This is a genomic window from Caulobacter sp., assembly GCF_017744445.1.
Lineage (GTDB): Bacteria > Pseudomonadota > Alphaproteobacteria > Caulobacterales > Caulobacteraceae > Caulobacter.
Genome location: NZ_JAGIBH010000170.1, coordinates 36,988 through 49,498, shown reverse-complemented (window position 1 = coordinate 49,498; position 12,511 = coordinate 36,988). Strand labels below are relative to the sequence as shown.

13 protein-coding genes are annotated in these 12,511 nt (G+C 66.9%); 11 read left to right on the top strand and 2 right to left on the bottom strand.

What is annotated here, in order from left to right; all coding sequences use genetic code 11:
* Positions 1-16: 16 nt before the first annotated feature.
* Both J7528_RS25430 and J7528_RS25425 read left to right on the top strand, forming a co-directional pair.
* A complete protein-coding gene (locus J7528_RS25430; RefSeq protein WP_291880425.1) occupies positions 17-952 on the top strand; it encodes a 2-oxoglutarate and iron-dependent oxygenase domain-containing protein in 936 nt (311 codons plus the stop codon).
* A 122-nt stretch (positions 953-1,074) separates the two neighbouring features.
* Positions 1,075-1,545: a DUF805 domain-containing protein gene (locus J7528_RS25425; protein WP_291880424.1), complete on the top strand. Its 471-nt coding sequence runs from the start codon at positions 1,075-1,077 to the stop codon at positions 1,543-1,545.
* A gap of 1 nt (position 1,546) precedes the next feature.
* Here the strand turns inward: J7528_RS25425 and J7528_RS25420 are convergent, their stop codons facing one another.
* Positions 1,547-3,172 (bottom strand): ubiquitin-activating E1 FCCH domain-containing protein, encoded by a 1,626-nt coding sequence (locus J7528_RS25420; RefSeq protein WP_291880423.1) that lies wholly within the window; start codon positions 3,170-3,172, stop codon positions 1,547-1,549.
* Between the two features lie 131 nt (positions 3,173-3,303).
* Here J7528_RS25420 and trmD point away from each other — a divergent pair, with 131 nt between their 5' ends.
* Both trmD and rplS read left to right on the top strand, forming a co-directional pair.
* Positions 3,304-4,041, top strand: coding sequence for a tRNA (guanosine(37)-N1)-methyltransferase TrmD (gene trmD / locus J7528_RS25415; protein WP_291880422.1), 738 nt, complete (start codon positions 3,304-3,306; stop codon positions 4,039-4,041).
* Between the two features lie 2 nt (positions 4,042-4,043).
* On the top strand, positions 4,044-4,433 hold the full coding sequence (rplS, locus tag J7528_RS25410; protein ID WP_291880420.1) for a 50S ribosomal protein L19: 390 nt from the start codon (positions 4,044-4,046) through the stop codon (positions 4,431-4,433).
* A gap of 159 nt (positions 4,434-4,592) precedes the next feature.
* Here rplS and J7528_RS25405 read toward each other — a convergent pair whose 3' ends face one another.
* Complete coding sequence (locus tag J7528_RS25405) at positions 4,593-4,724, bottom strand: hypothetical protein (protein WP_291880419.1); 132 nt, start codon at positions 4,722-4,724, stop codon at positions 4,593-4,595.
* Positions 4,725-4,831: 107 nt separating this feature from the next.
* On the opposite strand from J7528_RS25405, the gene J7528_RS25400 reads away from it, so the two are divergent.
* From J7528_RS25400 to J7528_RS25370, 7 genes are all read left to right on the top strand, one after another.
* Positions 4,832-5,794, top strand: a complete 963-nt coding sequence (locus J7528_RS25400) for a LysR substrate-binding domain-containing protein (RefSeq protein WP_291880416.1) — start codon at positions 4,832-4,834, stop codon at positions 5,792-5,794.
* 318 nt (positions 5,795-6,112) lie between these two features.
* Complete coding sequence (gene leuC, locus J7528_RS25395) at positions 6,113-7,540, top strand: 3-isopropylmalate dehydratase large subunit (RefSeq protein WP_291880414.1); 1,428 nt, start codon at positions 6,113-6,115, stop codon at positions 7,538-7,540.
* Positions 7,537-8,439 (top strand): hypothetical protein, encoded by a 903-nt coding sequence (locus J7528_RS25390; protein ID WP_291880413.1) that lies wholly within the window; start codon positions 7,537-7,539, stop codon positions 8,437-8,439. The genes leuC and J7528_RS25390 overlap by 4 nt, the downstream gene beginning before the upstream one ends.
* Before the next feature lie 11 nt (positions 8,440-8,450).
* A complete protein-coding gene (leuD, locus tag J7528_RS25385) occupies positions 8,451-9,059 on the top strand; it encodes a 3-isopropylmalate dehydratase small subunit (protein WP_291880412.1) in 609 nt (202 codons plus the stop codon).
* 141 nt (positions 9,060-9,200) lie between these two features.
* Complete coding sequence (locus J7528_RS25380; RefSeq protein ID WP_291880410.1) at positions 9,201-9,503, top strand: putative quinol monooxygenase; 303 nt, start codon at positions 9,201-9,203, stop codon at positions 9,501-9,503.
* 25 nt (positions 9,504-9,528) lie between these two features.
* On the top strand, positions 9,529-10,587 hold the full coding sequence (gene leuB / locus J7528_RS25375) for a 3-isopropylmalate dehydrogenase (protein WP_291880408.1): 1,059 nt from the start codon (positions 9,529-9,531) through the stop codon (positions 10,585-10,587).
* A 241-nt stretch (positions 10,588-10,828) separates the two neighbouring features.
* Positions 10,829-12,487, top strand: coding sequence for a methyl-accepting chemotaxis protein (locus J7528_RS25370; protein ID WP_363270601.1), 1,659 nt, complete (start codon positions 10,829-10,831; stop codon positions 12,485-12,487).
* Positions 12,488-12,511: the final 24 nt, after the last annotated feature.

Sequence of the window (12,511 nt, the reverse complement as noted above, 5' to 3'; positions counted from 1 at the left end):
TCCAAGGTTCGAAGAAGTGTCCACGTCCGCCATCGATCCGATCTCGTTCTCCCTTTACAGCAAGGACTTCCCGCGCTTCGCCCAGGAGTTGGGCGCGTCGTTCGAGCGCTATGGCTTCGCCGTGCTGTCGGAGTACGACATACCGCAGGACCGCATCGACGCGGCCATCGCCGACACCAAGGCCTTCTTCGCTCTGCCGGTCGAGACCAAGAAGCAGTATGCCGGGGTCAAGGGCGGCGCGCGCGGCTACATCCCGTTCGGCGTCGAGACCGCCAAGGGCGCCACGCACCACGACCTGAAGGAATTCTGGCACATGGGCCGCGAGCTGCCGCCCGGCCACCGCTTCCGCGCCACCATGGCCGACAATGTCTGGCCGGCCGAGATCCCGGCCTTCAAGCACGACGTCAGCTGGTTCTACAACGCGCTCGATAACATGGGCGGCAAGGTCCTGGAGGCCATCGCCACCTACCTGAAGCTGGACCGCGACTTCTTCAAGCCGACCGTCCAGGACGGCAACAGCGTGCTGCGCCTGCTGCACTATCCGCCGATCCCGCTGGACGCCACCGGCGTGCGCGCCGGCGCCCACGGCGACATCAACACCATCACCCTGCTGATGGGCGCCGAAGAAGGCGGCCTGGAGCTGCTGGACCGCAACGGCGACTGGCTGCCGATCAACCCGCCGCCGGGCTGCATCGTCATCAATATCGGCGACATGCTGGAGCGCCTGACCAACCACGTCCTGCCCTCGACCATCCACCGCGTGCAGAACCCGCCGCCCGAGCGCCGCCACCTGCCGCGCTACTCGACGCCGTTCTTCCTGCACTTCGCGTCGGACTACGAGATCAAGACCCTGCCCAACTGCATCACGCCGGAGAATCCAGACCGCTATCCGGAGTCGATTACTGCCGACGAATTCCTCCAGCAGCGCCTGCGAGAGATCAAACTGGCCTAAAAGCCCCCACAACCTCTGAAAGAGGGTTGCGCGCGCTCGCCTCGACGTCATGGTCCCGGCGAGTGCGTTCTGCTTCTGGGGAGGGGCGGTTGGAATTCCTGGGACACAACCTGGGCAGGCTCGTGGATTTTTCCGGGCGCGATCCGCGCCGGGTGTTCTGGCCGTATGTCGGCGTCGTCATCCTGCTGCTGATGATCGTCATGGGCGCCGGCAATATGATTGCCGTCAGCCTTCTGATCCCGACGACGGTCGAGCAGGACTTTCCTGACCTCAGCGGCCTGATCCTGCTCATGGGCGTCGAGATCGTCGCCGTGGTCGCCCTGCTGGCCGCCGCGGTGGCGCGCCGCCTGCACGACACCGGGCGGAGAGCCTGGTGGGGCCTGGCGCCGCTGCCATTCCTGGCGTTCGGCTTCGGCGGCTTCTACATCCTGGTCCGCAACTTCGAGACGCCGTTCCCAGGTTCGGAGATTCTGCTCTTCGCGATCTTCTTCAACAACCTGCTTTACCTGGCTGTCCTGCTGGCGCTGGTCGTGCTGCTTTCGCAGCCCAGCCAGGCCATGGTCAACCGCTACGGCGCCGCTCCGGAAGCCTAACCTATTTGGCGATCCGCAGCGCCGAGATCTCCTGGGCGATCGACTTGAAGGTCGTCTTCAGCTCCGAGCCCGTCGACGGGAAGAAGGCGTTCTCGGACTTGCTGGCGCAGTACTGCAGCATGCTCTTGGCGGTGCTGTCGTCCACGTCGAAGCCGACCGTGTAGATGGTCAGACCGTACTTGGTCTTCTTCATCTCGTCGCACATCGCCCTGGTCTGGGTGAAGGGGTCGCCGTTGGTGGCCTTGCAGTTGATGTGGTCGCTGGCGTTGCCGCTGCCCGAGCCCGCGTCCTTGGCGATGACGCCGTTGCAGTAGGGCGTGTTGAATGCGCCATCGGTCATCAGCACCACGACCTTCATCAGGTCCTTGGTCAGATAGGCGGCCGGGCGCTGGGAGGCATTGGGCCACATGTAGCCGAAGTTCGGCGAGACCATGTACCAGCCCCAGGCGAAGCCGATCTGGCCCGCGGTCGAGCCGCCGATCGCCAGGGCGTTGATCTGGGCCTTCAGCGCGGTCTTGTCGCTGGACAGCGGCGTGATCGTCGCGCTCGGGCAAGGGTTGGCCGAGCTGATGCTGTCGTCCTTGGTGGTCGGATAGTTGGTCCCGACCGGCGAGGTGCTGGGCGCGACGTCGGTATAGGCGTTCGTGCCGGTGCGCTCGCTGACGCAGGTGCTGATGTCGCGTTCCTCGGACGTGTTGCCGGCGCTGGTATAGGCGATGACCTTGCAGCCCGGATTGGTGCTCTTCTCGCAGGTCGCCACGCCGCCCGAGGTGTAGGCGTTGGTGTTGGAGGTATTGGCGTCGATCGTGAAGGTGTTCGTCGTCACCGACTTCACGGTGTAGGTCTTGCCGTTCAGCATGGTCATGCCGCCGACGCCCGCGAACGAGATCTGGTCGTCCTTGATGAAGCCATGGCCGTTCGAGGTCACCACCGCCTGGCTGGCCTTGGTGATCGCGGTGATGTTGCGCGCCGGCACCGCGCCGCGGCCCGCGTCGGCGTAGGAGCCAAGGTTCACGCCGACCGAGTACGGCACGATCGCCACCTTCGAATAGAACGGCGTCTGGACGTCGCGGACGATGATGTCCACCAGGTCGGACGAGGCCGTCTTCAGATCGGTGATCCGCGAGCCGGACATCGAGCCGGTGATGTCGAGCACGACGGCCACTTCCAGGTCCTTGGACGAGCGGACCACGTCCGACGTCGCCACGACGTTGAAGTTGGCTCCGGTCCACAGGTTGGCGATGATCGGCTTCAGCACCCCGGTGGCCGTGCCGATCACGTGGTTGGTCGCGCCGTTCTTGAAGGTCGAGTTCGAGGCGGTCAGGCCCAGGTTCAGGCCCGCGATCTCGGCCACGAAGGCCGGGTCGCCGATCGCTTCCAGCTCGGCGTCGGTCACCGCCGTCGAGCGGGCGGCCATCAGGGTGGCGGCGTCCAGGGCGTCCTGCATCTGGCGGCGCTGCAGGCCCATGCGGCCCAGATCCACCAGGGCGAAGACCAGCACCGACAGCGGGATGGCCAGCAGGGCGAACTGCACGGCGATCGCGCCGCGCTGGTCGCGCTGCAGACGGCCGCCAAAGGCGCTGGCGCCCTGGCTCAGGCGTCGGATGAGGCGGCTCAAGGTCGGCATGGACGGATCTCAGGCGAAGTTTTTCGGCGTGAATGTCCCTCAGGAGGGTGAACAAGCCGAAAACGCTGTTGGTGAACGCGGGCCTTCGACACCCCTTCGACTCTCGGCGCGCCTGCGGCTAAAGAGCCCCCATGCCCTTCACCGCCACCGTCCTGACCATGTTCCCCGAGGCCTTTCCCGGCCCGCTCGGCGTCTCGATGATCGGGACCGCCTGGAAGGAACAGGACCTGTGGCGTTTGGAAACACTGGACATTCGGGCCTTTTCCAAGGATAAGCGCGGCTTCCTCGACGACACCCCCGCGGGTGGCGGCGCGGGAGCCGTGCTCAAAGCGGACGTCATCGCCTCTGCGCTGGATAGCCTGGAGCGTGATGGGCGGCCGCTTTTGTACATGAGCGCCCGGGGCAGGCCCCTGACCCAGGCGCGCGTAAGAGAGTGGTCCAAGGCGCCCGGCATCGTGGTGCTGTGCGGCCGCTTCGAAGGGGTGGATCAGCGAGTGCTCGACGCTCGCGGGTTCGAGGAGGTCTCGGTCGGAGACGCGGTCCTTGCCGGTGGCGAGGCGGCGGCGATGGTCGTGATCGAGGCGTGCGTTCGACTGGCCCCGGGTGTTCTGGGGAATATCGAGAGCACGCTGGAAGAAAGCTTCGAGGACGGCCTCCTGGAGCATCCGCAGTACACGCGACCGCGGACGTTCGAAGGACTGGATATCCCCGAGGTGCTGCTGTCGGGCGATCACAAGAAGATCGCTCAGTGGCGGTCCAGTATGCGTGAAGAGACTACTCGCGAGCGGCGTCCAGACCTCTGGGAAGCGCATCTCGCCAATCAACAGGCAAAAGGCGGCCCGAAAACGGGTAAGCCCAAGGAGAAATGATCATGGCGATCAACATCATCGCTCAGCTCGAGCAAGAAGAATCGGCCCGTCTGCTGGCCGTCCGCGCGATCCCGGAATTCCGTCCCGGCGACACCCTGCGCGTCAACGTGAAGATCAAGGAAGGCGAGCGCGAGCGCGTTCAGGCCTATGAAGGCGTCTGCATCGCCCGCGCCGGTACGGGCGTCCACGAGAGCTTCACGGTCCGCAAGATCTCGTTCGGCGAAGGCGTGGAGCGTCTGTTCCCGCTGCTGTCGCCGAGCATCGAAAGCATCGAAGTCAAGCGTCGCGGCGTCGTCCGTCGCGCCAAGCTGTACTACCTGCGCGACCGTCGCGGTAAGTCGGCCCGTATCGCCGAGCGTTCGGGCGGCCCGAAGGCTTCGACCGAAGCCTAAGGCTCCGGCACTTCGAAAAGAACGAGGCCCTGGCGGAAACGCCGGGGCCTTTTTCTTTGCGCGCTTAGTCGGGGAAGCGGACCACGACGTTGGAGCCGGGCAACTCGTCGCGATGGTCGGCGTCGAGGCCGGCCAGCGATTGCCCTGGATCAAGGCGCCTTATCGCGGCTGGATCAGGCGCGGGTGTTTCTCAGACGGGCTCGGGGCGCGCAGCAGCGCCCACAGCTGTTGCAACGCCAGCACCCAGCCGAACGAAGTTTCCTTATGCATCTTGAGCGCCTGGTCCATCATCGCGGCCCTCCTTGGCTGCCGATGACGTGGAAGATCGGCGTTCACCGGGCTGATGACAAACGCGGTCTCCTTGGCTATGCATAAGGTAAGCTTATGCCAAGAAACCTATGGTCGACATCCTCGCCCGCCTGCCGCTCGCCGCCATCCGCGTGTTCGAGGCGGCCGCTCGCCTGAAGAGCTTCACCCGCGCCGCCGACGAGCTGGGCGTGACCCAGGCCGCCGTCAGCTGGCAGGTCAAGGCCCTGGAGCAGCAGCTGGACCAGCTGCTGTTCAACCGCCTGCCCCGCGAGGTGACCCTGACCTCGGCCGGCGAGCGGCTGTCCCGCGCGGCCACCGAGGCCATGTCCCTGCTGCGCTCGGCCGTGTCCGACCTGGTCGAGACCGAAGAGGGCGTGCTGTCGATCACCACGGTCCAGAGCCTGGGCGGCCAGTGGCTGGCCCCGCGCCTGGGCGGTTTCCAGATCGCCCATCCGCGCATCGCCGTGCGGCTGGAGGCCTCCAGCCGGGTCGTGGCCCTGTCGCGCGAGGGCGTCGACATGGCCCTGCGCGGCGGCCAGGGCCAATGGCCGGGCATGACCGCCCACTTCCTCATCCCCGCCGTCCAGACGCCGCTGGTCTCGCCCGAGTTCCTGGCCCGCATCGGCGGTCTCTCCAAGCCGGAGGACCTGCTCGACATCCCCAGGATCGGCATCGCCCGAGAATGGGAAGAGTGGTTCCAGGCCGCCGGGGTCACCGTCGCCGAGGACCGCCTGGCCCCGCGCCTGGCCTCCGACGCCCAGGCCCTGGAAGTGGCCAGCGCTCTCGCCAGCCACGGCGCGGCCCTGGGCTCGCCGATCTTCTTCGCCCGCGAGCTGGCCGAGGGGCGCCTGGTCATGCCGTTCGACGTGGTGGCCCGCTACACCGGCGGCTACTGGCTGGCCTATCCCAGCGACCGGGCCCGCGTGCGCAAGATCGCCGCCTTCCGCGACTGGGTGCTGGCCCAGGCCGCCGCCGACCCGCTGATCGCCCGCTACGCCGCCGTCGCGCCTTTGGAGTCGCCCGCCGTCTCGCCGCTGGCGAGGCCCCTGTAGTCAAGCTTTGGTGCGATCGCACGCTTGTTGACAAAACTTCGTTCCGTGAGATGGTGGTTTCACCCCCGGTTCAGGCCGGGCTTCCAGACCGTCTCCTTTCTAGTGGACGGCCCTTTCCGGGCGGAGCCATCGGCCCCCGGAAGCAAAGAATGATGCTAGGGCGCGCCGAAACCACTGGCGCGCCCTATGTCGTTTCAGAGCGCCCCTCTTGGAACGTGATGCCCTTTCTTGAGGATCGGGCGACACAGAACGCAAGAATTTGGCCCCAGAGCCCGCCGCCACTGGATTTTGGCGCACGATCCGCCCTATATCCCCGCCATGTCCGGCAAAACCCTTTACGACAAGATCTGGGACGCCCACGTCGTCAACGAAACCGACGGCGAGGCCATCCTGTATATCGACCTGCACCTCATCCATGAGGTCACCACCCCGCAGGCCTTCGCCGGCCTTCGCGCGGCCGGACGCAAGGTGCGCCGGCCTGATCGCACCCTCGCCGTCGCCGACCACAACATCCCGACGGAAGGGCAGTCGCTGGGCGTCGACGCCGTGCAGGACGAAGAAGCGCGCCTGCAGCTGAAGACGCTGGCCCGCAACGTCGCCGACAACGGCATCGAATTCTTCCCGATGGGCGACATCCGCAACGGCATCGTCCACGTGGTCGGTCCCGAGCAGGGCCGCACCCAGCCGGGCATGACCATCGTCTGCGGCGACAGCCACACCTCGACCCACGGCGCCTTCGGGGCCCTGGCCCACGGCATCGGCACGTCCGAGGTCGAGCACGTCCTGGCCACCCAGACCCTGCGCCAGAAGAAGGCCAAGAACATGCTGGTCCGCGTCGACGGCCAGCTGGCTCCCGGCGTGACCGGCAAGGATATCGCCCTGGCCGTCATCGGCGAGATCGGCACCGCCGGCGGCACCGGCTATGTCATCGAGTTCGCCGGCGAGGCCGTGCGCGGCCTGTCGATGGAGGGCCGCATGACCCTCTGCAACCTGACCATCGAGGGCGGCGCCAAGGCCGGCCTGGTGGCGCCGGACGACAAGACCTTCGCCTATATCCAGGGCAAGCCGTCGGCCCCCAAAGGCGCGGCCTGGGACATGGCCGTCTCCAGCTGGAAGACCTGGTTCACCGACGACGACGCCAAGTTCGACCGCACGGTGGTCATCGACGGCGCGGCGCTGGTCCCGATGGTCACCTGGGGCACCAGCCCCGAGGACGTCATCCCGGTCACCGGCAACGTCCCGGATCCGGAAAGCTTCGCCACGCCCGACAAGCGCGCGGCCGCTCACCGGGCGCTCGATTATATGGGCTTGACCGCTGGTCAACCGATCTCGGACGCCAAGATCGACCGCGTGTTCATCGGCTCGTGCACCAACAGCCGCATCGAGGACATGCGCGCCGCCGCCGCCGTGGTGCAGGACGCCTTCCTGCATGGCCGCATGGTGGCCCCGCACGTCAAGGCGATGGTCGTGCCGGGCTCGGGCCTGGTGAAGGAACAGGCCGAGGCCGAGGGCCTGGACGCCATCTTCAAGGCCGCTGGCTTCGACTGGCGCGAGCCCGGCTGCTCGATGTGCCTGGCCATGAACCCCGACAAGCTGGCCCCGCAGGAGCGCTGCGCCTCGACCAGCAACCGCAACTTCGAAGGCCGCCAGGGCCGCGCCGGCCGCACCCACCTCGTCTCGCCCGCCATGGCGGCGGCGGCGGCGATCGCGGGGCATCTGGTGGACGTGCGGACGCTGCTGTCGTGATCGCCCTGGCCGCCATGCTGATGGCGGCGGAGGCTTTCTCGGCCCCGCTGAACCTGCCCAAGCCCGCGCGGGTCGACATGCGCGTGGAGTACCACCGCGAGAATATCCGGAGCGGCCGAACCGAAACGACCGACGCCTCAGCCACCTATGAGAAGACCGTGGAGCCGGCGGCGAGCGGGTACCGGGTGCAGCGCAGGCTGGTGGAAGCCAAGATCGCTTCGCCCCCCGGCGGGGGGACGAAGCTGCAGACGGCCTTCGAGCGCGCCACGCGACGCTCGGTGGTCTATCTGGCGGACAAGAACCTCAACCCCCGCACCGTCGAGGACTGGTCAGGCGTCGCGGCAGAAATGCGCGCGGACCTGCTCAAGACGGCGGATATGACACAGGACGAGGCCGCTTCCTTGGGGGCATTCGCCGACAACGTCGCGCGCATGGACGCCGCCCAGGCGACCTATGTCGTGGCGCGCGACGACCGCATCCTGACTATCCCAGTGAACCAGGCTCTTAAGCGCGGCAAACCGCTCCATTTCGTCGATGCCTTGCCCAATCCGTTCGGCGGAATGCCCATCAAGAGCAACGGCGATCTCGCCCTCGAAAAGACGGACGCCGCGCGAGGCGTCGACATCGTCCGTTGGAGCCAGAGCCTGGACCCAGTCGAGGCGGCCAAGAGCATCAGCCAGGCGCTTTCGACGATGATGGGGAACGACGCCGAAGCCCGCGCCCTGCTCGCCCAGCTCAAGTTCGACAGCAGCACCGATTGCCTGTTCGAGGTCGACACGAGATACGGGCTCCCCGTGAAAGCCGACTGCACCATGCGGATGACGACCTTCGACCCAGTCGCCCGCCAGAACCTTTTCCGCAACGAACGCTGGGTCATCACCCAGACCCTGAAGAACTAAAGGAGGGCCCTATGAAAGCCTTCACCCGCCTCGACGGCCGCGCGGCTCCGCTGGAGCTGGCCAATATCGATACCGACCAGATCATCCCCAAGCAGTTCCTCAAGACCGTGGAGCGCGAGGGGCTGGCCAAGGGTCTGTTCTACGATTTCCGCTTCGACGGGGACGGCAACGCGATCGCCGACTTCGTGCTGAACCGGCCGGAGTACAAGGGCGCCAGCGTGCTGATCGCCGGCGACAATTTCGGCTGCGGCAGCTCGCGCGAGCATGCCCCGTGGGCGCTGATGGACTACGGGATCATGTGCGTGATCTCGACCAGCTTCGCCGACATCTTCAACAACAACTGCTACAACAACGGCCTGCTGCCGGTGGTGGTCAGTGCTGAAGAACTCTCGGCCCTGATGGACGAGGCCAAGGGCGGCAACCACATGGTCAGCGTCGACCTGGAAGCCCAGACCGTGGTCTCGCCGTCGGGCAAGGTGATCCGCTTCGACATCGATCCCGTGCGCAAGGAAAAGATGCTGAAGGGCCTGGACGCCATCGGCGAGACCCTGCAGCACGGCGGCGACATCGACGTCTTCGAAAGCAAGCGCGCGATCAGCCAGCCCTGGCTGGAAGCGTAGGATAACAAACAGCTCGTCATCCCGGACGGCCGCAGGCCGATCCGGGACCCAGGGGCCAAGCGCAGTGAAGCCGCCCCTGGGTCCCGGCTCTCCGCTTCGCTACGGCCGGGATGACGAGGTTTTGTGAGGCGGACGACCAGCATGACCCTCATCCTCGCCGGCACGATCCGCATCGCACCCGAGCGCCTCGCCGACCTGCGTCCGCACCTGCGGGCCCAAGTCGAGAACACCCGCACCGAGACCGGCTGCCTGGACTACGCCCTGACCGAAGACCCGCTCGATCCCGGCCTCATCCGGGTCTACGAGCACTTCGAAAGCGAGGCGGCGCTGGAATTCCATCGCGCCACCCCGCACATGGCCACCTGGCGCGCCGCCTGCGCCGAGTTGGGCGTGCACGGCCGCGACCTCTCGTCGTTCGACGTCTCCGACTACCGTAAAATCTAAGCCGCAAGATCTAGAGAGAAGCCTCATGTCCACCCTGCTCCTCCTGCCCGGCGACGGCATCGGCCCGGAAGTCTGCGCGGAGGTGCGCCGCGTCGCGGCCGCCCTCACCCCGGACCTCGAGGTCTCGGAAGCCCCTTATGGCGGTTCGAGTTACGACGCACATGGTGCGCCGCTGCTGGACGAGGTGCGCGACCAGGCCATCGCCAGCGACGCGGTGCTGATGGGCGCCGTCGGTGGTCCGCAATGGGCCAACGCCCCCCGCCACCTGCGCCCCGAGGCTGGCCTCCTGGGCCTGCGCAAGGCGATGAACGTCTATGCCAACCTGCGCCCGGCCTACTGCTTCGAAGCCCTGGCCGGCGCCTCCAGCCTGAAGACCGAGCTGGTCTCGGGCCTGGACATCATGTTCGTGCGCGAGCTGGTCGGCGGCGTCTATTTCGGCGAGCCGCGCGGCATCGAGACCCTGGCCGACGGCCAGAAGAAGGGCTTCGACACCGCCGTCTACACCACCAGCGAGATCGAGCGCGTCGGCCGCGTGGCCTTCGAACTGGCGCGCGGCCGGACCAACAAGGTCCACTCGGCCGAGAAGAGCAACGTCATGGAATCGGGCCTGCTGTGGAAGCAGGTGATCACCGACCTGCACGCCCGTGAATACTCTGATGTCCAGCTGGAACACATCCTGGCCGACAACTGCGCCATGCAGCTGGTCCGCGCGCCCAAGCAGTTCGACGTCATCGTCACCGACAACCTGTTCGGCGACATCCTGTCGGACGCGGCGGCCATGCTGACCGGCTCGCTGGGCATGCTGCCCTCGGCCGCGATCGGCGACCCGAACAAGCCGGGCCTGTACGAGCCCATCCACGGCTCGGCCCCCGACATCGCCGGCAAGGGCCTGGCCAATCCGCTGGCCGCCATCCTGTCGTTCGAAATGGCCCTGCGCTGGTCGCTGAAGCAGGTCGAGGCCGCCGATGTTCTTCTCACGGCTGTGAAGAAAACACTCGACCAGGGCGCGAAGACTCGAGACCTGGGCGGCGCGCTAAGCACTGTTCAAATGGGTGACGCCGTTATCGCAAATATTCACAATTAACAGAACCTTGTTCTTTGCAAATTTTGCAATGGGTTCTTAAGATTAATCGCCGATTTCCTGACACATCTCTTGTGTGTGTCAGGGACCCGGCGACATGTCTTTTAAAGACCTAAAAATACCAGCAAAACTAGGCGTTGCATTCTGCGCCGTCATTCTAGCCTCGGCGATTTCTTCGGCCCTGGTCTTCAGCAGTCTCAAGCGCATCGACGAGGCGATGATCTCGACCTAGCGCAGCCTTTCCCTGGCCGCCCAGGCCGAGGAGATCATGGCGCTGGTGCTGGAACAGCAGAATGCCCTGCGCGGCTATGTGATCATGGGCGATCCGAAGTTCGCCGACACCTACACGCAGTCGAAGGACAGGTTCGACGACCGCCTCGACGCCTTCGAGGCCAAGACCACCGTTCCCGAGCAGAAGGCCCGCATCCAGCGCCTGCGCGAGGCGATGGCGACCTGGCGCAAGACCATCGGCGAGCCGTCCATGGCCCTGATGGCCGATCCGGCCACGGGCCGCGAGCAGGCCGGCCAGCTGACCGGCAAGAAGAGCCTCACCGATATCCGCGCGATCCAGAAGGAGCTGCTGGCCGCCGCCCAGGAGCGGGTGGCCAAGCGCGCCGAGGAGGCCAAGGCCGCCCAGACCATGGCGCACCTGTCCCTGCTGATTGGCGGGATCGCCGCCGTGGCCATCGCCGGCCTGATGGGCTGGCTGCTGTCGGCCGCCATCGGCGCGCCGGTCGCGGCCATGGCGACCGCCATGCGCCGGCTTTCGACGGGTGATAACGCCGTCGAGATCCCGGCCACCAGCCGCAAGGACGAGGTCGGCCAGATGGCCCAGGCTGTCGCCCACTTCAAGGACGCCGCCATCCAGAAGCTGCGCGTCGAGGCCGAATCCGCCGCCCACCGCGCCGCCGTCGAGACCGAGCGCGGCGCCAACGAGGCCGAGAAGGCGCAGATCGCCCGCAGCGACGCGGTCAATATCGCCGCCCTCACCGAGGCTCTGGACCGCATGGCCGGCGGCGACCTGACCCACCGCATCACCATCGCCTTCTCGCCCAAGGCCGAGAGCCTGAAGACCAACTTCAACGCCGCCGCCGATCGCATGCAGCAGGCCGTCCGCGCCATCAACGCCGCGACCGGCGGCGTCAGCAGCGGCGCCGACGGGATCGCCGAGGCCTCCGACAACCTCTCGCGCCGCACCGAGCAGCAGGCCGCCAGCCTGGAAGAGACGGCCGCCGCGCTGGACGAGATCACCGCCACGGTCCGCAAGACGGCCGACGGCGCCCGTGACGTCTCGGCCCTGGTCGTCCAGGCTCGCGCCGGCGCCGAAAAGTCGGGCCACATCGTCGAGCAGGCGGTCAACGCCATGAGCGAGATCGAAAGCAGCTCGACCCAGGTCAACCAGATCATCGGCGTCATCGACGAGATCGCCTTCCAGACCAACCTCCTGGCGCTGAACGCCGGTGTCGAGGCTGCTCGTGCGGGTGAAGCCGGTCGCGGCTTCGCCGTTGTCGCTCAGGAAGTCCGGGCCCTGGCCCAGCGCTCGGCCGACGCGGCCAAGGAGATCAAGACCCTGATCTCGACCTCGACCCAGCAGGTCGGCGCGGGCGTCGACTTGGTGGCCCAGACCGGCGAGGCCCTGCGCGCCATCGTCGGCCAGGTCGCCTCGATCGACGCCCTGGTCAAGGAGATCGCCGCCTCGGCCCAGGAGCAGTCCACCGGCCTGCACCAGGTCAATGTCGCGGTGAACCAGATGGACCAGGTCGTCCAGCAGAACGCCGCCATGGTCGAGGAAGCCACCGCCGCCAGCCACGCGCTGAAGGGCGAGGCCAGCGAGCTGGCGGTGCTGGTCGGCCGCTTCCAGGTCGGTCCGGCCGAGGCTCAAGGCCGCCGCCGCGCGGCCTAGGCGCCTTCGCCCTCCACGGTCTAG